The organism is Streptosporangium minutum (assembly GCF_002149035.1).
Classification (GTDB): Bacteria; Actinomycetota; Actinomycetes; order Streptosporangiales; family Streptosporangiaceae; genus Streptosporangium; species Streptosporangium minutum.
Map to the genome: position 1 here is coordinate 1 of NZ_NGFP01000102.1, position 19,440 is coordinate 19,440.

17 protein-coding genes are annotated in these 19,440 nt (G+C 69.0%); 7 read left to right on the forward strand and 10 right to left on the reverse strand.

Going from position 1 to position 19,440, the window contains the following annotated elements; all coding sequences use genetic code 11:
• Window positions 1-72 precede the first annotated feature (72 nt).
• Complete coding sequence (locus CA984_RS21875) at window positions 73-2,496, reverse strand: carbohydrate-binding module family 20 domain-containing protein (RefSeq protein ID WP_086575293.1); 2,424 nt, start codon at window positions 2,494-2,496, stop codon at window positions 73-75.
• A 360-nt stretch (window positions 2,497-2,856) separates the two neighbouring features.
• On the reverse strand, window positions 2,857-3,171 hold the full coding sequence (locus CA984_RS21880; RefSeq protein WP_086575340.1) for a cupin domain-containing protein: 315 nt from the start codon (window positions 3,169-3,171) through the stop codon (window positions 2,857-2,859).
• A 71-nt stretch (window positions 3,172-3,242) separates the two neighbouring features.
• Between CA984_RS21880 and CA984_RS21885 the strand changes: the two genes are divergently transcribed.
• On the forward strand, window positions 3,243-4,217 hold the full coding sequence (locus tag CA984_RS21885) for a helix-turn-helix domain-containing protein (RefSeq protein WP_086575295.1): 975 nt from the start codon (window positions 3,243-3,245) through the stop codon (window positions 4,215-4,217).
• 67 nt (window positions 4,218-4,284) lie between these two features.
• Here CA984_RS21885 and CA984_RS21890 read toward each other — a convergent pair whose 3' ends face one another.
• The gene (locus tag CA984_RS21890; protein ID WP_086575297.1) at window positions 4,285-5,607 is read right to left on the reverse strand and encodes a serine hydrolase domain-containing protein; all 1,323 of its coding nucleotides are present in this window, start codon (window positions 5,605-5,607) and stop codon (window positions 4,285-4,287) included.
• A 247-nt stretch (window positions 5,608-5,854) separates the two neighbouring features.
• Here CA984_RS21890 and CA984_RS21895 point away from each other — a divergent pair, with 247 nt between their 5' ends.
• The 3 genes from CA984_RS21895 (at window position 5,855) to CA984_RS21905 (ending at window position 8,502) form a co-directional block, all read left to right on the forward strand.
• A complete protein-coding gene (locus CA984_RS21895; RefSeq protein ID WP_086575299.1) occupies window positions 5,855-6,451 on the forward strand; it encodes a TetR/AcrR family transcriptional regulator in 597 nt (198 codons plus the stop codon).
• 109 nt (window positions 6,452-6,560) lie between these two features.
• The gene (locus CA984_RS21900) at window positions 6,561-7,778 is read left to right on the forward strand and encodes an MFS transporter (protein ID WP_086575301.1); all 1,218 of its coding nucleotides are present in this window, start codon (window positions 6,561-6,563) and stop codon (window positions 7,776-7,778) included.
• Window positions 7,779-7,989: 211 nt separating this feature from the next.
• Window positions 7,990-8,502, forward strand: a complete 513-nt coding sequence (locus CA984_RS21905; RefSeq protein ID WP_207620973.1) for a GNAT family N-acetyltransferase — start codon at window positions 7,990-7,992, stop codon at window positions 8,500-8,502.
• A gap of 87 nt (window positions 8,503-8,589) precedes the next feature.
• Here the strand turns inward: CA984_RS21905 and CA984_RS21910 are convergent, their stop codons facing one another.
• From CA984_RS21910 to CA984_RS21920, 3 genes are all read right to left on the reverse strand, one after another.
• Window positions 8,590-10,896 (reverse strand): immune inhibitor A domain-containing protein, encoded by a 2,307-nt coding sequence (locus CA984_RS21910; RefSeq protein ID WP_086575303.1) that lies wholly within the window; start codon window positions 10,894-10,896, stop codon window positions 8,590-8,592.
• Window positions 10,897-11,226: 330 nt separating this feature from the next.
• On the reverse strand, window positions 11,227-11,589 hold the full coding sequence (locus CA984_RS21915) for a hypothetical protein (RefSeq protein WP_086575305.1): 363 nt from the start codon (window positions 11,587-11,589) through the stop codon (window positions 11,227-11,229).
• A 3-nt stretch (window positions 11,590-11,592) separates the two neighbouring features.
• A complete protein-coding gene (locus CA984_RS21920; protein ID WP_086575307.1) occupies window positions 11,593-12,135 on the reverse strand; it encodes a helix-turn-helix domain-containing protein in 543 nt (180 codons plus the stop codon).
• Between the two features lie 126 nt (window positions 12,136-12,261).
• Between CA984_RS21920 and CA984_RS21925 the strand changes: the two genes are divergently transcribed.
• Window positions 12,262-13,326 (forward strand): protein kinase family protein, encoded by a 1,065-nt coding sequence (locus CA984_RS21925; protein ID WP_086575345.1) that lies wholly within the window; start codon window positions 12,262-12,264, stop codon window positions 13,324-13,326.
• A 179-nt stretch (window positions 13,327-13,505) separates the two neighbouring features.
• Here CA984_RS21925 and CA984_RS21930 read toward each other — a convergent pair whose 3' ends face one another.
• Together CA984_RS21930 and CA984_RS21935 are read right to left on the reverse strand one after the other, a co-directional pair.
• A complete protein-coding gene (locus CA984_RS21930; protein WP_086575309.1) occupies window positions 13,506-13,910 on the reverse strand; it encodes a DUF4440 domain-containing protein in 405 nt (134 codons plus the stop codon).
• Between the two features lie 279 nt (window positions 13,911-14,189).
• Window positions 14,190-15,620 carry a serine hydrolase domain-containing protein gene (locus CA984_RS21935; protein WP_207620974.1) on the reverse strand — a complete coding sequence of 477 codons (1,431 nt, stop codon included), beginning with the start codon at window positions 15,618-15,620 and terminating at the stop codon, window positions 14,190-14,192.
• Between the two features lie 453 nt (window positions 15,621-16,073).
• On the opposite strand from CA984_RS21935, the gene CA984_RS21940 reads away from it, so the two are divergent.
• Window positions 16,074-17,165: a hypothetical protein gene (locus CA984_RS21940; protein WP_086575314.1), complete on the forward strand. Its 1,092-nt coding sequence runs from the start codon at window positions 16,074-16,076 to the stop codon at window positions 17,163-17,165.
• A 188-nt stretch (window positions 17,166-17,353) separates the two neighbouring features.
• Window positions 17,354-17,815, forward strand: coding sequence for a GNAT family N-acetyltransferase (locus CA984_RS21945; RefSeq protein ID WP_207620975.1), 462 nt, complete (start codon window positions 17,354-17,356; stop codon window positions 17,813-17,815).
• Between the two features lie 105 nt (window positions 17,816-17,920).
• Here the strand turns inward: CA984_RS21945 and CA984_RS21950 are convergent, their stop codons facing one another.
• Together CA984_RS21950 and CA984_RS21955 are read right to left on the reverse strand one after the other, a co-directional pair.
• The gene (locus CA984_RS21950; RefSeq protein WP_086575317.1) at window positions 17,921-18,586 is read right to left on the reverse strand and encodes an FMN-dependent NADH-azoreductase; all 666 of its coding nucleotides are present in this window, start codon (window positions 18,584-18,586) and stop codon (window positions 17,921-17,923) included.
• Window positions 18,587-18,788: 202 nt separating this feature from the next.
• Window positions 18,789-19,427, reverse strand: a complete 639-nt coding sequence (locus CA984_RS21955) for a TetR/AcrR family transcriptional regulator (protein ID WP_086575319.1) — start codon at window positions 19,425-19,427, stop codon at window positions 18,789-18,791.
• Between the last annotated feature and the right edge of the window lie 13 nt (window positions 19,428-19,440).

Consider the following 19,440-nt stretch of genomic DNA (forward strand, 5'->3'; position numbering starts at 1 on the left):
GCCCTGCCGTCCGCGAGAGAGCGAGGATGGCCGGACCCGCCCGGATCCGGCCACCCCTCTGGGGCTGGACGGTTACTTCCAGGTGTCGTTGCTGGTGTGGGTGCCGGCGGACGGAGTGGTGAGGGTGCGGTTGCCGCCGGATTCCCAGGTGACGGAGCCGTCGGGGTTCTTCTTGATGTACTTGTACTCGACGGCGGTGTTCGGGGGCAGGTTGACCGCTACGCGCCAGATCGGGTAGTCGGCCGAGGACAGGGCGATCGCCTGGCTGGGGTTCCAGCCGCCGAGGGCGGGGACGTCGCCGACGACGTACACGTTCTGGCCGTAGTGGGTGGTGACGTTGGCGTTGAAGGAGACGGCGCTCTGCGAGGCGGTGTCGCCGCGGAAGGTCTCGGTGACGGCGTGGGCTCCGCCCGCGGGAGTGCTGAAGGCCCGGTTGGAGCCGGACTCCCAGGTCACGGCGCCCGCGGTGGTCTTCTTGATGAACTTGTACTCCACCGCGGTGGACTTGGGCAGTTCGATGACCCCGGAGTACAGGCCGCCGCCCCGCGCGGTCAGCTTGACCGCGCCGGCCGGGGCCCACGAACCCAGGGCGGGGAGGCTGCCGACGACGTAGAGGCTCTGGTCGGCGGCAGCGGTGGCGGTGACGGTGAACGTGGTGGCGATCTTGTCGGTGACGGGCGGCGGCAGGTAGGTGTCGGTCCGGGTGGCGGTACCGCCGGCCGGGGTGGTGAAGGACCGGTTGGCGGCCTCCTGCTCCACCACGGTCGCACCGTTCTTGATCAGATACTTGTAGGAGACCGCGGTGGAGGCGGGCAGTTCGGAAGCGACCTGGTAGGTGCCGTCGCCGTTCGCGGTCAGCGCGAGCGAGTTCGCGGTGCTGCCGCCGCCGAGGGCTGCGACGTTGCCGACGACGTGCAGGGTCTGCCCGGTTTCGAGGTCGGCGGTGACGTTGAAGGTCGTCGCGATCTTGGTGATGTCCGCCTTGGCGTTGACGTGGATGGCGACCGCGTCGTTGGCGGGGATCTTGACGGTGGCCTTGCCGCCGGACACGGTGACCTTGGTGCCGGTGCAGCCGGTGGTGGTGGCGGCGCCGGAGACGACGTCGCAGTAGTCACCGTCGGCCAGGCCGGTCGTGAACTCGGCGGTGCTGTCGCTGCCGGAGTCGTTGATGCCGATCCAGGCGCGGTCGCCGCGGTGGAAGCCGATCACATTGCTGTTGACGGCCGTGAAGTCCGAGACGGTCTTGACGGACCTGGCGGCGTTGGCCCAGCCGACCATGCCCTTGATCCCGGTGGACTGGGTCAGGCAGTTCCAGCTGCTCCCGCAGGCGGTGTCGGTGACGAACCCGCTGCCGTCGGACGGCGGGGACTGGTTGCGGTTGGACCAGGCGAAGCTGTCGTAGACCGACGGCTTGCCGTGCGGGTAGGCCAGCACGAAGTAGTTGGCGAGCTTGTAGTCGTTGCCGTTCTTGTAGGACAGCACGACTCCGTCGCGCTCCAGGTCGTGGTTGGTGACCATGGCGAAGACGTTGGCGCCGGGCGCGTCCAGGTTCCAGCTCCCGATGCTCCCGAGGTTGGAGATCGAACCCTGGAACTGGGCCTTGACGCCCTTGGCGTAGGCGAAGTCCAGGACGTCGCCGTTGCCGATGAACGCCCGCGCCTTCAGGGCGTCGTTGCCGGCCCCGTCGAAGATCTCCTGGGCGATGTACGGGCGCTTGTTCTCCGCGACGGTGTTGTTCAGCTTGCCGAGGATCGCCGCGAAGTCGGGCTTCTTCATGTGCTTGACCGCGTCGACGCGGAAGCCGTCCACGCCGAGCCCGATCAGGTCGTTCAGGTACCCGGCGATCTTGGTGCGGACGTCCTCCTTCTCGGTGTACAGGTCCGACAGCGACAGCAGCTCGCAGCTGGTCACCTGGGACTCGTTGTTCCAGTCGTTGATGCCGCCGCCAGTCGGGCAGTTGTCACCCGGGTGGTGGAAGTCGCCGTTCCCGTACGGGACGGCCGGGTAGCCGTAGCCGGTGAAGGACGTCCCGGCGTAGCCGGTTACGCCGCCGGCGTTGTTCGTGCCCGCCATGTGGTTCACGACCGCGTCCACGTACACGCGGACACCCGCGTTGTGGCACGCGGTGACCATGTCGGCGAACTGCCTGCGGTTGCCGAACCGGCTTTCGAGCTTGTAGGAGACCGGCTGGTACACCTCGTACCACGGGTGCACCCCGTCAACGCTGTTGGGGAGGCTCACCGACTCCTGCGGCGGCGCGACCTGGACCGCGCCGAACCCGGCGGGGCCGAGATGATCGGTACAGGCGGCCGAGACGGACGTCCAGTTCCACTCCCACAGGCTGGCCGTCACCTCGCTGTCGTTCAGTGTGACGGCGGCGTTCGCGGGAGGCGCGGCGACCGTGACGGCCATCGGGGTGACACCGCACGCGGCGACCGCGGCGGCGAAGAGGACGTTACGGATCCTGCGCCCCAAAGGGGGTCTCGTTCGTTCCATGGGGGGTGGACCTTCTTCCGAGAGCGAAGATGCGCTGGGGAGGGGACGGCCGTCCGTGAGCAGAACGATGCTCGATCCATGAAAGGTCGGCAAGACTTTTCAGCAAGTTTTCTGAAACTTACTTGTAATGTTGCCGTCATGGCGGAGGTCCACCCCTCACCCCGCTCTCCGGAGCCGTCGGCGTATCCAGCGGAGACCGGCAGGTCACCGCAGGTGCCGCCCCATGGGTGGCGGGAGGCAGCCGGCCGGCGAGGTGCCGAGCCCTACCTCCCGCCAGGTGCCCGGGAGCCGCTCGGCGGGCAAGGTTTCAACGACATTGCGCTCCATCCCCAACCGGTGCGGTCTCCCGTGGCGGACCGGCTACCGGGGGAGGATGCTGATGCCCAGCATGCGTGCCCCCGTCTCCGTCCGCGGGCGGTGTGTGCTGCCCGGCGCGAACACCACGTAGCTGCCCGGCCCGAGCCGGTGCCCCCGGTCGATGAACTCGCCCGACACCACGAAATAGCGTTCCTCGCCGTCGTGCACGTCCACCTCGGGCCACTCGGCTCCGGGAGCGAAGTCGTACATCCAGCCGCGAGCCCACTCGGTGGCCGGCAACCGCCGCCGGAGGATCCCGGCGGCGACCTCGACGGGTTCGACCTCGTCGACGTTCAGGATCTGAATATCGTGCGTCATGACCTCATCGTCGTGGCAGGTGTCCACTCCGGCCCAGCGTCCGGATTGACACCCATAGGTATTTTTCTGCCATGAGTGTTCACCGGGTGGTCGCACTGGTCCTACCGCCGCAGTCCACGTTCGAGCTCGCGTGCGCCGCCGAGGTCTTCGGTACGCGCCGCCCCGGTCTGCCCGCCCGTTACGAGTTCGAGGTATGCGCGGAACACCGGGGCGCGGTGCCGACGCTGGCGGGCTACCACATGGTGGTGCACCAGGGGCTGTCAGCGCTCGCGGCCGCGGACACGGTGGTGATCCCCGGCTGGCAGCGCCTCGAACAGCCCGCCCCGCCCGCCGTGATCGACGCGGTACGGCAGGCCCACCGGCGAGGCGCCCGCATCGTCGCGATCTGCTCGGGAGCCTTCCTGCTGGCCCAGGCGGGGTTGCTGGACAACCGCCGGGCGACCACGCATTGGCGGATGGCAGCCGAGCTGGCGGCACGGTTCCCCGACGTCCAGGTCGAGCCCGACACGCTGTACGTCGACCTGGGCGACGTCGCCACCAGCGCCGGCACCGCCGCGGGCATCGACCTGTGCCTGCACCTGGTCCGCGCCGACCACGGCGCCGCCTACGCCGCGCAGGTCGCCCGCCACATGATCATGCCCCCGCACCGCGAGGGCGGGCAGCTCCAGTACGCCATGCAGGCCCCCGCCGGCCGCCTGCCCGACTCCCTGGCCTCTGTTCTCGACTGGGCCGCCGAACGGCTGCACGAGCCCCTCACCGTTGACGACCTCGCCGCGCGGGCCAGGGTCTCCCCGCGGACACTCGCCCGCAGATTCGCCGAGCAGCTCGGGGTCAGCCCCGGCAGGTGGCTGCTCCGCCAACGCGTCACGGCGGCTCAGGCCCTCCTGGAGGAGTCGGATCTCCCGGTGGAGACGATCGCGATCAGAGTCGGTCTTTCCTCGGCCACCAACCTCCGCAGGCACTTCCACTCCATGGTGCACGCCACACCCGCCACCTACCGGCGGTCCTTCGGCCGCCACACGGGTGGCTCGCGGCAGGGGGACTGAGGCACAGCCGCCGCCCGCCGCTCCATGGAGGCCGTCCTCGAACCTCTGCGGATCACACCCCGAGGAGTCAGCGGATCCGCCTGGCCGCCCTGCCGCCCAGGTGCAGGAACGCGACCTCACCCGCGCCGTCTCGCAGGAAGCGGCCGACGGCCCGCTGCGGGTCGGTGGCGATCGTCACGTCGTCACAGCCCTCGACCAGCGCGAGCGGCATGTCGGGCATGCCCTCCACGCCCGCGGCCACCAGCTCGGGTCGCAGCACGAATCGCGCTGTCAGCTCCTCGTCGATCTCGAAGGTCCACTGCCCCGCGTCGTAGCTGCCCGCGTACTCCGGCGCGGGTTCGCGCAGTGCCAGCCGTACGGTCTGCGGTCTGGCGTCGAGCAGGTGCTCCAGGCACCAGTCGGTCACCAGCTCGCCCAGCGCCTTGCCGGGCGCGGAGTTGGTGAGGGTGGTGACGGCGAAGCCGCGCTCGGGCACCAGCACGAACGTGGACAGCTGCAGGTTGCCGATGTTGCCGCCATGCGTGACCAGCCGCACGCCCGCCTGCTCTCCCAGCAGCCACGGCAGCCCGATGCCGGTCCACGGCACCCCGACCCGGACGTGCTCCGCCCGCATCAGCTCCCTGGTGGCGGCCGTGACCGGCTCCTCGCCGCTCGCGCCCAGGTGGAAGGCGGCGTAGCGGAGCTGGTCGCGCACCGACGACACCAGCCCGCCCTCGGGCATGCCTTCGCGGAACAGTCCCCACGTGTGCGCGACCTGCGGGCCGTCCTCTCGTACGGCGTGCCCGACGGCGTGCGAGCGCGTCGCGACCTCCCACGGGAAGAAGAAGCTGGAGCTCATGCCCAGGGGGTCGAGCACGATGCGCCTGACCGCGTTCTCGTACGGCTCGCCGCACACGACCTCGACGATCCGGCCGAGCAGCCGGAACCCGGCGTTGTTGTAGGAGGCGAGCGCGCCGGGCGGGAAGAGCTGGGGCAGCCGGTCGTAGGCGCCGATCGAGTCGGCCAGCGCCGAGGTGTCCCAGCTCTCGCCGTCGTCGATGTCGCCGAGGAACCCGCCGGTGTGGGTGAGCAGGTGCCGGATGGTCAGCTCGTCGGCGGCCCGTACGTCGGCGAGCCGGAAGCCGGGCAGATACTGTCGCACGCGCCCGTCCAGGTCGAGCCGGCCGCGCTCGACGAGATGCATGACCGCTGTCGCGGTGACCGTCTTGGTGGTCGACCCGATCTGGAACAGCGTGTCGCCGGTTACGGGGGCCGGCGCATCGACGCTGGTGACGCCGGTGGTGAGGACGTGGTCCGCGCCGTCGAAAAACACGCCGACGGCGGCACCGGGGACGTGGAGGGACTTCGCCTCGCTGTCGAGCAGGCTCTGCAGGTGGTGGAGGTCAGCCATCCGTTCATCCTGCTGACGGTGGGAGCGGCGGGCTTCGTCCGTCCGCATCATTTCCGCCGCGCTGTTCGTCCGGGAGCCAGAGCGTCAGCGGTGGCGCCTCGCGTGCCGAGCCGCGTCAGGAGGCGGCGTCGGCGGCGTCTACGCCAAGTTTCCCGGCGCTTCGCGGGATCAGCCGCGGAGAACGGCCGGTCCGTCGCCCGCGGTCCCGTAATTGCACCGGTCGATGTAAAACGTGTAGCGTGTCCGCATGGCTCGACCGCGGACATTCGATGAGGACCGGGTCCTGGACGCCGCGATGCAGGCCTTCTGGGAGAACGGCTATGAGGCCACCTCGACCAGGGACCTGTGCGAGGTCGTCGGCCTGGACCGCAGCAGCGTCTACAACGCCTTCGAAAGCAAGCACGGACTGTTCGCCCGTGTGCTCACCCGCTATATCGACAGCACGACCGCCACTCAACTGGAGATCCTGGAGGACCGGGAGCGGTCGGCCGTCGAGCGGATCCGCGCGCTGTTCGCCGGAATCGTCGAGGTTGAGTCCGCGAGCCGGCGGGACGGCCGTGGCCGCGGCTGCCTGACCGTCAACACCACGGTGGAACTCGCCGGACGCGACCCGGAGATCGCCCGGCTGCTGGACCGGGACATGGCCCGGCGCCTGGAGTCCCTCAAGGCCGTCATCGCGGCCGGGCGGCGCGACGGCGACATCACCTCTCCGAGAGACCCGGACTCGCTCGCCCGGTTCCTCAACGCGGTGATCGCGGGGATCCGGGTGGCCGCCCAGGGCGGAGCCGATCGCGCTGCCCTGGAGGGCATCGCGGCAACGGCGGTGGACGCCCTGACGCCCTGACGCCCTGACCCGCCATATTCGCTGACCCACCGCGGGCCGCCGCGGCGTGTTCGCATGCCCCAATTTTGCATCGATCGATGTAAAACTCGCCGACACAGGAGCGCCCCTCATGCCCCGTGCTGTATATCTGCTGGCCTTCGGCATCTTCGCCATGGTGACCAGCGAGTTCGCCGTCGCCGGCCTGATGCCGCAGATGGCCGACGGACTGAACGCCACCATCCCGCAGATCGGCTATCTCATCACGGCCTTCGCGGTCGCCATGGCCGCCGGAGGGCCGTTCCTGACCCTCGCGGTGCTGAAACTGCGCCCCAAGCCGGCGCTCATGCTCCTGTTCGCGATCTTCATAGTGGGTAACCTGCTGGCCGCGACCGCTCCCTCCTACCCGGTGATGATGGCGGCGCGCATCATCACCGGTGTCGCCTCCCAGGCGTTCTTCGGAGTCGCCATCTCACTGGCGGTCCAGCTGACGCCTCCGCAGGTGCGCGGCCGATCCATCGCGGTGGTCATGAACGGGCTGATGGTGGGCACCCTGCTGGGGCTGCCGCTGTCCACGCTGATCGGAGAACGTCTGGGCTGGCGCGCCGCCTTCTGGGCCGTCAGCGCCCTGGCCGTCCTCGCCGCGCTCGCCACGGCGGCCGGCATGCGCCGGCTGGAGCGTGCGGAGGGCGACGGCGGCGACTTCCGGCAGGAGATGCGTGTCTTCGCGAATCCCAAGCTGTGGCTGGTGTTCGCAACCAGCGCCTTCATCATCGGCGCGACCTTCTCCGCCTTCAGCTACCTCAACCCGATCCTCACCCAGGTCGCCGGGTTCGGCTCCGGAGCCGTCCCGCTCCTGCTCATCGCCTACGGCGCCGCCACCGTGATCGGCAACAGCATCGTCGGGCGGCTCGCCGACAGGCACACCGTCAGCGTCCAGCTGTGCGGGCTGGCGCTGAACCTGGTCTTCCTGACCGGGTTTGCGCTGCTGGCCCACCTCGCCGTCCCCGCCGTGGTGTTCATGCTCGGCATCGGCCTGGTCGGCGTCACCATGAACCCGGCGATGGCCGTCCGCGTCCAGCGGACCGGCAACGCCCGGCCACTGGTCAACACCGTCCACTCCTCCTTCATCACCCTCGGCGTCATCATCGGCTCCTTCGCCGGAGGAGTGGCCATCGACAACTTCGGGCTGCGAGCCCCGCTGTGGCTCGGCGCCGCTCTGGCCGCGCTCGGGATCCTCACCCTTCTCCCCGAACTCACCCGTCGCTCCGCTGCCGGGCCCGCACCCGCGTCCGGCGCGCCGGCCTCCCAGGAGGGGCCCGCTGCGGCCACCGAGAAGCAGGCGGTCTAGAAGGTCGGTGGCCTGACGCCGCCGGTCGCCTGCACGGGTTGTCTCAGCCGGCCGGGCTTGGTAGCGTCACGGCGGCGCGTGATAGGCGTGATCACTACCTGGTGAGGGAGGTTGATGAATATGGCTGCCATCGGCTGTGTTCAGCATGCCCTTGTCCGGTCCGCGCGAGGTTAGAGCGCGGCCCGGTCGTCCGAACGACCAGGAGTGTCACGTGTCTTCCTTCATCTCACCGACCGATACCGACCTGAGCACCGACCGTCTCATCCTGCGGACCTGGACCCCCGGCGAGGTCGGCGCGGTCCTCGACGGCTCGCGGCTCGCGCACTGGGCCGAGGACTTTCCCTCCGAGGGTGACCGCGTCATCGCGGGCCTGTTCGGAGAGCACCCCGGATGGCTGGGCGAGTACGGCCACCGCCAGATCATCGAGCGCTCGACCGGCCTGGTGGTCGGCTCGATCGGCCTGTTCTGGCCGCCCGGCGACGGCGCCGTCGAGATCGGTTACGGCGTCGTCGCCTCCCGGCGGGGCCGCGGCTACGCCCCTGAGGCCACCCGGGCGCTGACAGCGTTCGCCTGCACCGCCCCGGACGTCCACACGGTGTACGCCGACGTGGAACTGTCGAATCCGCCCTCGGTCCGCGTGCTGGAGAAGGCGGGCTTCGAGCGATGGAGCTCTGAGGAGAACCTGGCCAGGTTCCGTGCCACCATGCCGGGCCCGGCGCGGTAGCAGCCCTCTCAGGGAAGGCAGCAGCCCTCTCCAGGAAAAGGGGAAAGGGAAGGGTGCGGGCCCGGTGAAATGCGGGCCCGCACCTGTTCAGGAGGCGGGGCCCACCGTGATGGTGGCGCGAAGGCCCCTGGCTGCTTCCCGGATCACCTTGATCTCGGTGTTGGTGTCGGGCGGCCGGACGCCCCGCAAGGGGTTGGTGCTGTACCAGTAGACGCCGCTGCGGTCGTTGAAGGCCGGGGTGGCGGGGAGCGAGGGGAAGATCGTCCTGGCGCTGTCCCTGTGCAGGGCCAACCGGCCGGTGGGGGACAGGCCGAAGGGGGCGTCGAAGCCTTGGACCCGGTCGTTGACCATGCTGTTGTCTTTCCAGAGCAGAGGGATCGGGTGGGCGTCGATCGGCAGGATCATGCCCTCGCCGGGGTGGTTACGGGTGGCGTTGTCGGTGTAGTAGGTGTCCCAGAGCCAGACAAGGACACCCTCCCGGTAGGGGTAGTGCTCGTAGATCTCGCGCCGGGCGGGGTTGTTGGAGAAGCCGGCGTTGTAGGGACCGGTTTCGAGGTAGGCGCCATAGCCGGTGTAGCGGCGGTTCTCGGCTATGTAGGAGCGGGGGTGCTCCTTGGTCGCGATCTTGCCGACGCGGCTGAAGCCCGCCGCGGTCCAGCCGTTGTCGCCGTTCTCCGCGTCGTCGGTGACGGCGCCGGTGACGGCGTCGACGATGAAGCCGTTCTCGGTGGTGTTGGTATCGGTGAAGTAGCGGAACCGGAACTGGATCCTCCTGCCCGCGTAGGCGTCCAGCGGGAGGACCAGGTCCGTCCAGCCGCTGAGGCCGGTGATACCGGGGACGCCGTTGACGCTCGGGATCGGCTGCCCGCCGACGGTGCCGCCGATCGGCGTCCAGACCTCGCCGTCCTCGGAGACCTCGGCGTAGAGGTAGTCGAAATCCTGCTCGATCTGGTACCAGACCTTGGCGGTCAGGGCCGCTGATGTCACGCCGGTGAGGTCGATCTGGCGCGTGAGTGTCTCGTTGAGGTAGTCCCCCTTGCCGCTCCACCACTGGTAGGAGCCCTGGACAGGTTGGACCAGCTCGGTGTCGACCCGGCGCGGCGGCAGGTCGACGATGACGGCCTGTGGGTCGGTGGTGTTGTAGGAGCTCACGCCGAGGGTGTGAGTGGACGCCGTGGCGGCCTCGGCTCTGTCGTAGGACAGCCAGCCGAGCCGCAGTTTGCTCCAGGCGTCCAGGTCTCCGGGGTACTCGCCGCTCTGCCCGTTCTTCTTGCTCAAGTACGAGGCGCTGGACATGAGCGACCAGAACTGGACGCTGTTGCTCCCGCCGCCGTCGTACAGGTCGGGTAAGCCCAGATCGTGGCCGTACTCGTGGGCGATCAGGCCGACGCCGCTGTTCTCGCCGGCGGTCAGGAACCTGCCGACCCAGATGCCGGTGTCGCCGATCTGAGTACCGCCACGCAGGTTGCCCGCGGGGCCGGAGCTTCCGCGCGTGTTCCAGTAGGCGTCGTGGTTGACCGCCCACAGCGCGTCTTCGCCCTGCGCGCCGCCGCCCCACGTCTCGTCGACGCCGGCGTGGATCACCTGGAACCGGTCGAGGTAGCCGTCGGGCTCGTCGAAGTCGCCGTCGAAGTCGTGGTCGTAGCGGTCCCAGACGTCATAGGACTTGAGCTCGGCCGTGATGTCCTCGACGCTGCGGCCCTTGGCGCGCTCGGCGTCGTACCAGGCGTTGGCGGAGTCCTTGACGAAATCGAACAGGGGGAGGTCGCAGTCCAGGCCGCTGTCGCAGCGCGGGGTGCCGTAACGGGACTCGTTGTAGGGAACCTTCACCCAGTCGGAGACGTAGCCGTCGAAGTCGTACCGGCCGGCGGACTGGAGCCGGTAGAAGTTGCGGAGCGAGTTGGCCCCCTGGGAGCCGTTGAAATAGATGTCCCGGTAGTAGGCCCGGTTGAAGTCCGGCTGCCAGAGTGTGTGGTTGTCGTAGCTCCGCTGGGGTTTGGGGATCCGGTTGTGCAGCGGGCCGGGTACGCCGCCGTAGCGGATCTTTCCTTTATGCAGGGTCGCGTTGTCGATTTTGTCGCCGAATTCGGCGAGCACGGTGAAAATCTTGTCCTTGCGTTCGAGGGCGAGTTCGACGTACCGGTCGCCGACCTTGACCTTTCCCGAGGAGAGCTTGTTCGTCTGGGGGGCGGTCAGCGCCTGCTTCATGGCTTTGGTGCGAAGAGACTGCTCTTCGAGGGCGAACGGACTGATCGCAGCCGAGTGCCGGCCGTCACCGGATTTGGCGGCGGGAGGCTTGGGGGCCGGGACCGCCGAGGCGGGACCGGGCAGCGCGGAGGCGCCCAGAGCCGTCCCCGCCAGCCCGGCCGCGAGCATGGTGATGAGCTTACGCACGTGAGGGGGATTTCCTTCCGGAAAGGAGGGGTGTCACGCGTAATATGTCACATCACATTCATGGTGAACAGTGGGGATTTGGCGGAGCCGATAGTCCCATTAAAAGGCGGTATTTAATATTTGCTACCTATCCAATGCATCATCCTATTTGATGAGTGATGCGTGGTTTTTGGTAGAAAGGGAGTCAGTGCGATGATGACCGCCGGTCGCGAGGCCGTGACGGGACTCGTCCTCAGTCTCGGAGGGGCAGGGGGCTGCTGGGCGGTCTCGTGGCGAAACGGGCGGGCGAGCGCTTCGGGCTGCCCGTCGCCGGCGGAGTCGGAATGCCGGTCACGCGGCCTCGGCCCTGATGGCCTCGACGAACCGGCCGGCGTCGGGGATGGAGAGGACCACCTCGTCGAACTCGCCGCCGGAGCTCGCGCGGTCCAGCAGCAGGTGCACTCCGGGCAGGTTGCGGTTGGCCGACACCAGCTGGCGCGGGCCACCGTAGATGCCCCAAACGCCGATCTTGGTGTGACCCGACACCGTCAGTCCCTTTCTCGCGCCGCGTGGGATGTGCAGGGGCTGATCGGTGACGACCGCCTGCCGTACGGCCGGCAAGGGGACGGTGTGCCGGGCCCGCCCGGTGAAGATCCGCTCCCACGCGCCGAACTCGATGGTGATCGAACCATTGGTGATCATGACAGTCGCCATGGGTCAGCCTTTCGCCAGAGGAAGAAGGATCGTCGCCAGCAGGCGGGGCACCCGGTCGCCTCCCGGCTCGTTCGCCAGCAGGGGGCGCACCAGCTCGGCGAAGCCCTGGGCGAAGCGGATGAACTCCTCGTCGTCCAGGTGCAGCACCGTCTGCTGGTAGCCGGCGCCGTCGGCCGCCAGGTCGATGTTCCCCCTGGCGAGGTAGCGCGAGAACTCCGACAGCAAGCTGGAGACGAACGCGGTGAAATATCGCGCGTGGTCCTCGGGGGAGGCCGAGGCCAGCGTCTCGGCGGCCGGCGTCACCCCGCCCTCCGGCAGCGCGTACACCCGCTCCGTCGCGCCTCCGACCTTGCGCTCCTCCACGACGTTCAGCATTCCGGCCCCGGCGAGAGTGGCGATATGCCGGTACAGCGTCGCCTGGGGAACGTCGGGCAGCAGACGGGCCAGGTCGGACGGCGTACGGCGGCCGCCGGCGGCGGCGCCCAGGATCCGGATGCGCACGGGGTGCAGCGCCAGCTCGGTCCAGCGCTCTTTCGAAGTGCTCACAGCACAACGCTATCATTATCGATAATGAGATTGGCTGGTGGGGGCGTGAACGAGTCAGCTGGTCTGACCAAGCGAGTCGATCATGAAGGATGCCTGCTGTCGGAGCTGCGAGGTGCACAGGTGGACATGTCTCAAGGTGAGCGTGTCGGCAGATACAGCGATGTGGCGAGCGCGTTGGCGTTGCGCAGCGACCGGCAGCTCGCCGAGTCGCTGGAGCAGGCGCAGGGTCTGGGATCGGGGATAGGCGGCACCTCGGCTCTGCTGGACATCGCCGGCGTGCCGGTCTTCGCGAAACGGGTACCGCTGACCGACGTGGAGCGCCATGCGGACAACGTGATGTCCACGGCGAACCTGTTCGGGCTGCCCCCGTTCTGCCAGTACGGAGTCGGCTCGCCGAGCTTCGGTGCCTGGCGTGAACTTGCCGCCAACGTCATGACGACCAACTGGGTACTGTCTGGGCGCAGTGCCGCCTTTCCGCTGCTGTACCACTGGCGGGTGCTGCCAGGAGCGCCGCCGCCGACCGAGGAGCACGCCGACGTCGAGGCCGTCGTGCGGTACTGGAACGGGTCGCCGGCGGTACGGCGACGCCTGCAGGCCCTTGCGCGGGCCTCGGCCAGCATCGTGCTGTTTCAGGAATTCATCCCGCACACCCTCGATGACTGGCTCGCCGCTCAGCTCACCGCCGGCCAGGACGCTGCGGTAGCGGCATGCGCCATGGTCGAGTCGTGCCTGCCGACCGATGTGGCGTTCATGAACGGCCATGGGCTGATGCACTTCGACGCCCACTTCGGCAACATCCTCACCGACGGCCGGCGTCTGTACATCGCCGACTTCGGGCTGGCGGCCTCCCCTCGATTCGACCTGTCCCCGCAGGAGATCGGATTCCTGGACCGCAACGGGACCCATGACATGGGTTACGCGCTGATGCGGCTGGTCAACTGGCTCGTCACCAACGTCTGCGGGGTGGCGGCGCAACGAGAGGGCGGACCGGTACAGCGCAACGAGTACATCCGCGCGTGCGCGGCCGGTGTGGTCCCTGCCGGTGCTCCGCCGGCCGTCACCGCGGTGCTCCGCCGGTACGCACCCGTTGCGGCGGCCATGAACGACTTCTACTGGGACCTGTTCGGCGTCGATCGGACAACGCCGTACCCGGGCGAGAAGGTCGAACGCGTCCTGAGTGCGATGCGCTGATCTGCGAAAACCCCACAATTCCGACCACCCCCGCCCGTGCGCCGCACGCGGGTCCGCCGGTTGCGCGGGTCCAGCTCACCCGCGCCCGACGACAGCACCTTCCGGCTGCGGGCCGCCTCGGCGGCCACGGATGTCAGGGCCGAGCCAGGCGCTGTTGTCGGGGCGGCTCGGGGAGCCCCCTACACGTCATCCCAGGCCATCGAGCTCATCCTCCAGCCGGCAGGTGTCCGGACGAACTGGGTGGTCTTCCGGCCGGAGCCCTCGAACCACTCGCCGTCGAGGAAACCGGACTTGCGGTAGTCGCTGAACCGGTGCGCGATCGACCCGAAAATCTCGGTCCGCTCGGCGACTTCCCATTCGGAGAACTCGGTCAGCGTCCCATCGGTGAGGATCTTCTCCCGAGGCGCGACGAACGAGTCGAGGTCGTAGATCACGGGCTCGGCCCCGACGTTCTTGATGATCATTCCCTGTGGAATGAACACCTCACGGACGACCTCGACGTTCGGCCTGCTGCCGCCGGTGTTGGTGAACGCGCCGAGAAAGGTGCGCATCAGCTGGTCGAGCTCGGCCTTGACGTCGGACACGGGTGCTCCTCTAAGTGATGTCTCGTAACTCGATCGGGCGTTGCCCGTGGTCGGTCTTCGGGGGCAGCCGGCCGATTGCCGGTTGACGCCGCTGGTGCGGTGGACGATGGTGTCACCGCCACGTCGGGCGATCAGGCGCGCCAGTCGGTGGGACCGGGCCGGCTGCAGCCCGATGAACGGGTGGATCGACTCCGGACGGGAGGCCGACGACACCTGCATCCATCGATGATCAATCAGAGTCCGAACCAGGCCGACACCTGGGAGCCCAGCCAATACCACCTACGCGACGTCGGGCCGTGTCATCAGCGGCGACCGCAGATGCAACGTCAGACTGGGGCTGGTCAGGGGCACGATGTTCCACGTCGCCACCGCTGTGCCCGCGTCGGCGTCGACCACCAGCCGGACCCGGTGCGGGGTGGTGATGACGTGAAGCTCGGCGACGAACGTGTTGCCCTGCCAGGCGCCGGCCGCGACGACAGGGCGGCCGAGCGGCGAGCTTTCCCGCCATTCGCCGTGGCCGACCTCGACGTCGAGGAACGACCCGAGTCTCAGGAGCCATCCACCGTCCACCGGATCGACGATCACCGTGGTTCCGTCGGGCAGAGCCGAATCCTCGGCGGAGGCGTCGACTCCCGCCTTGACGGAACGCTCCGGGGCGGCCGAACCCGGCACCGGCGCGAATGACAACCGCCGCAGCCGATCGGCGAGGACCTCGTCGTCCCGGGTGCTTCCCGCGTGGTCCATGCCGGGCAGCAGGCACTCCCATATTGCGTCGAGCATTGCCTGTGCCTGCGTATGGGCGCCGGTCACGGCGACCACGAGATCGTGCGACGGGACGACCACGCATTGCTGGCCGAAGGCGCCGTCACCGTGGTAACCGTGACGCGACATCCAGAACTGGTAGCCGTACCCGCAAAGGTAGTCGGCGTCCCCCGATCCGTCCTCGAATCGAGGGGTATCGATGTGCCGTCTGGTCGCGAGCTCCACCCATTCGCGCGGGACGAGCCGCCGGTCGCTCCAAAGGCCTCCGCGCAGCAGCAGTTCACCGAAGGCGGCGACGGCCTCGGTCGTGAGGTGCAGTCCGTGGAATCCGAAGACGGCACCGCTCGCCACCCGGTCCCATTCGGCGTGGTCGACGCCCATCGGCTTGAAGAGGCGCTCGTCGAGCAGTTCCGGCAGGCCGCGGCCCGTGACCCGTTCCACCATCCGGGCCAGGATGAAGGTGGTCGGATTGTCGTAGGCATGCCGTGTTCCCTCGGCCTCGGGAAACGGTACGCGCAGGAAGCCCTTCACCAGGTCGCCCGGTTCCAGTTGCCAGGCCTCGGCGAGGCTGTCCGTGCGGTGTCCGGCCGTCATGGACAGCAGGTGGTGAACAGTGAGGCGGCGTCCCTGCTCCGAGATGCCGGCCGGAACGTGGTCGGGCAACACGTCCACCACCCGATCGTCCAGCGAGAGCAGTCCGTCGGCGATCGCGAGCCCCACGGCGACCGAGGTGAACGACTTGGTCAGCGAGTAGAGAAGGTGCGGGCGTCCGGCCGAGTACGGCGCCCACCAGCCTTCGGCGACGACGTGACCGTGGCGCACGACCATGATGGAGTGACACTCGACGGATCGTGCTTCGAGCCGGTCCAGCAGCGCGGTAACTGCGCGGGACGACATCCCCGAGGCGGCCGGTGTCGAGCGCGGCAGCAGGGCGTGTTGGGAAGACACCCGGGCACCCTAACAAATCCGCCAAATCCGCCAAATCGAATTACGAGACATCGCTTGGGGGTGGAACGCCTCACGTTTGATCGTCACCTACCGCCACGGTGTCGGCAAGTCCGGCGTACGCGGCGCACCACACAACCGCCGGCAGACCCCGGCACGACCGTCTCGGCTGGGGCCATTCCGGGCGATACCGAGTTTGCGAGACCGCCAACGGGGGCGGGTGGGTTCAGGTGAACCTGAAGCGGCCACCGGTGATCCGCTGTACGGGTGCCCCGGTTGTCAGAGCCCCGGGCGGACGGTCATCGCGTCGGCGGGCGACCGGCCGGACCCGCACCCGGCGCCCGCGCACCCGAATTGGGCCTTCTCAACGGCCGGCCGGCGGGTTATCAAGAGCCGGAGGGCACACGCGCGCCATCCCCGCTCACGACCACCACTCCGACGCGGATGAAGGATGACATGCGCCGGTTATGGACAGCGATCATACGGACGCTCTTCGTCGCGGCCCTGGCCGCGACCGGGCTCGCCTCGGCCGCCACGGCCGCCACGGCGGCCGAGCCCGGCCGCTGGGGGTTCGCCGTCGTCAGGCACGGCCCCGTCGTGGACTCCATGCGCCAGGTGGGCTCGTGGCCGGACGGGCTCAAGGTCGAGGCCACCCCGGGCGGCCCAGGCCAGGTGTTCGTGAAGTTCCCGCAGATCGGCATGGCCGCCGGGGGAGTCGCCCACGTCACGGCGATCTCCCAGTCCGCCGACTGGTGCCAGGTCCAGGACTGGTGGCAGTCGGGCGCCGACGAGATCGTGGCGGTGCAGTGCCACCGGTACGGCGTGGGCCCGATCGCCTCGTGGTTCTCCGTCACCTTCGGGCACAGCGCCCAGTACCTGCCCGCGCCCCAGGCGTTCGGGTACGTGCACTGGGACGGCTCCGCGGTGGCCGCGGCGTTCAACTCCTCGGCGCCGACCGCCGTGAACACCGTCGAGCCGTGGACGGCCCCGGGATCGTGGCGGGTCACCTTGCCGGGGCTCGGCTCGGCGGGCCATGCCGGGAACATCCAGGTCACCGCGGTCGACCCGGCCGTACCGGCGCGCTGCAAGCTGGGCGGGTGGAACGCGACGACAGCCGCGCAGAGCATCCTGGTGCGCTGCTACGACGCCACCGGCACGCCGCTGAACACCGGGTGGAGCCTGACCTACCACCGCCAGCGGGCCATCACATGGACACCCTCGTCGTACCGCTTCGCCTACACCTTCGACAACGCCCCCGACACCCCGGGCGTCTACGTGCCGACGCCCTACCCGGTCAGCTACAACTCGCGGTCCGCGGGTGTGCAGCTCAGCAGGTACGCGGTCGCCAGGAAACAGGTGATCTTCGGCGACGCCAACGGATACCGGGACAGCGTCCAGGTCACCGCGTTCGGCTACGGCCCGGAGTTCTGCAACCTGTTCGCCCCCTGGGAGCCGTACTCCACGGCCGTGAGGATCCGATACGTCACCTGCTACAACGGCGCCGTCCAGGTCGACCACCCGGCGATGATCACGTACGTGGGCCGCTAGCTGTATCGACCACGGGCGTTGCCGGCGGTTGGGCTCGATCAACGGCGAAGACCCCCGATGTGATGGTCGATCTCTTATTGCACATAGATTGCAAATGCACTTTATTTGCAGAAGCTGTCCGGGGCCAGTACTGTGATCTTGTGTCCAGAGTCTTCACGGTGGTCCAAGCTTCTCCAGAGGATGGGGACGTGGTGGGTGAGATCCACGCAGAGTCTTGGAGAGCCGCCTATGCCCCCTTCTTCGCCCCGGAGTTCTTCGCCGAAGCGGTACGGCGGCGGCGCGGCAGATGGCACGACGTGCTCGCCGAGGGCAAGGGCACCGCCATGCTCGCCGCGTTGGACGGAAGACGGCTGGCGTTCTCCTACTTCGGCTCCTCGCCGACGCGGCTGGAGTCGGCGGAGATCTTCGGCTTCTACGGCCACCCGGACGGCTGGGGGACCGGTGTGGCGAACGCCCTGGTGACCGCTTCCCTGGGCAGGCTCCGCGAGGAAGGCTTCAGGCGGGTCCATCTGTGGACGCTACGTGACACGCCTCAGTCGCGCCGCTTTTACGCCAAGAGCGGCTTCGTGGAGTCGGGTGCGGTCCGCGGCCACGACTTCGGTGACGGCAACCTCATCGAGCAAGTCGAGTACGAGCTGGTCTTTCGCTGATCCGGCCCTCGTAACGCGTGCCCGCACCTTCATCCGGCCCCGGGGTGGGACTTGACGGGACTGCGGCCCGGCGTGCGGGCCGCGTCCGCGCCCGGGCCCATGACGTCACCGTCGAAACGCCGTCGTGCCGGAACCGAGCTGTTCGCCGAGGTCACGTGCGAGCCGCAGGGCGTTCGCGTACTCACTCTCGCTACGGCCGGTCTGCCCGGCGAGCGCGGGAACGCTGGACGCCAGGGTCAGGCTGGTGGTGATCACGGTGACGGCCATCCCCATCTCTTCCCCCAGGATCAGCTCCAGGACAGGGGTCGCGTGGTCGCGCCCCTCGTTCACCGTTCCACTGTCGTAGTCGCCGCCCCGGCTGGCGACCAGCGCCGCTGGGCGACCGGCCAGAGGGGCGCCTGAGATCGCCGACGGCGCCGTCTGTCCCGGGACGTGAATATGGTCGAGCCAGGCTTTGAGGCTGGAGGGCAGCGAATAGTTGTACAGGGGGACGCCGAGCAGGAGCACGTCCGCCCCCAGCAACTCGGCGATGAGACGCCGCTGGAGGTCCTCGGCGGCTGGTTCCGGGGTCGCGTCCGCCGACCGCAGGCGTGCCGCCCAGTGCAGGCTCGCGTCGGCCAGGTGCGGTAGCGGGTCGGCGTGCAGGTCGCGGTAGACCACCGTGTTGCCCGGCTCGGCATCACGGAAGGCCGAGGCGAAAGCCGCGGTGATGGCCCGCGACCGTGATGTCGAGTGATCAGCCGAGGAATCCAGATGAAGCAGCGTCGACATGTCAGCGATCCCTCCCGACGCCACGGCGAGGTGCGCGACGACCGGTGCAGATCCTAGCCAACGGGAACGATCACCTCCATCGCCGGCCACTCCGATCGCCTCGCCGAGGGCGCGGCGGCGGGTGGCACCGATCGGGTCCGGTCGGAACCGCCGGTCGCCCGGGTCGGCGAAGCGCGGCGCGAGCCGGCAGCCGGGCGCGGCCTCAGGTGAGCGTGACGGCGTCGACGTGGTAGAGCGCGCTCAAGAGCGGCCAGGTCAGGGTGGCCATCTCGGCCGGTGGCCGCGGGCATCCGCGCTGGAGCCAGTCGGCGGCCACGCCGATGAGCGCCCCCGCGGTGAACACCGCCGGGACGTCGTGCGGGGTGTCCGGCGGCGAGCCGGCGCGCTCCGGGAGATCGCCGCCGGAAGCGGCCTGGTATATGCGGTCATGGACGGCCGTGGCGAGGCGGCGGCGGATGTGGTCGACGAGGCGTGCGCTGCCCTGCGGCCCCAGCAGGGCGCGGTAGAGCCCGGCATGCTGGGCGAGGCTGGTGAAGAACGCCTCCAGCGACTGGGTCGCCTCCGGCGCCGGATCCGCCGAATCGGGGCCAGGGGCGGGCAGGGACCCGATCAAGGCGTCGATCATCGCGGTGCAGGCGGTCTCGGCCAGCTCGTGGACGTCCCGGTAGTGGTCGTAGAAGGTCGAGCGGCTCACTCCGGCGCGTTCGGCGACGTCGGCGATGCTGATCCGGGACAGGTCCTGCTCCTCGACGAGCTGGATCAGCGCGCTTGCCAGGGCCGCGTGGGTGCGGCGCACGCGCCGGTCGCCCGATGGGGGAGTGCTGTCTCTGGTCGTGGCCACGCCTCTCAGCTTA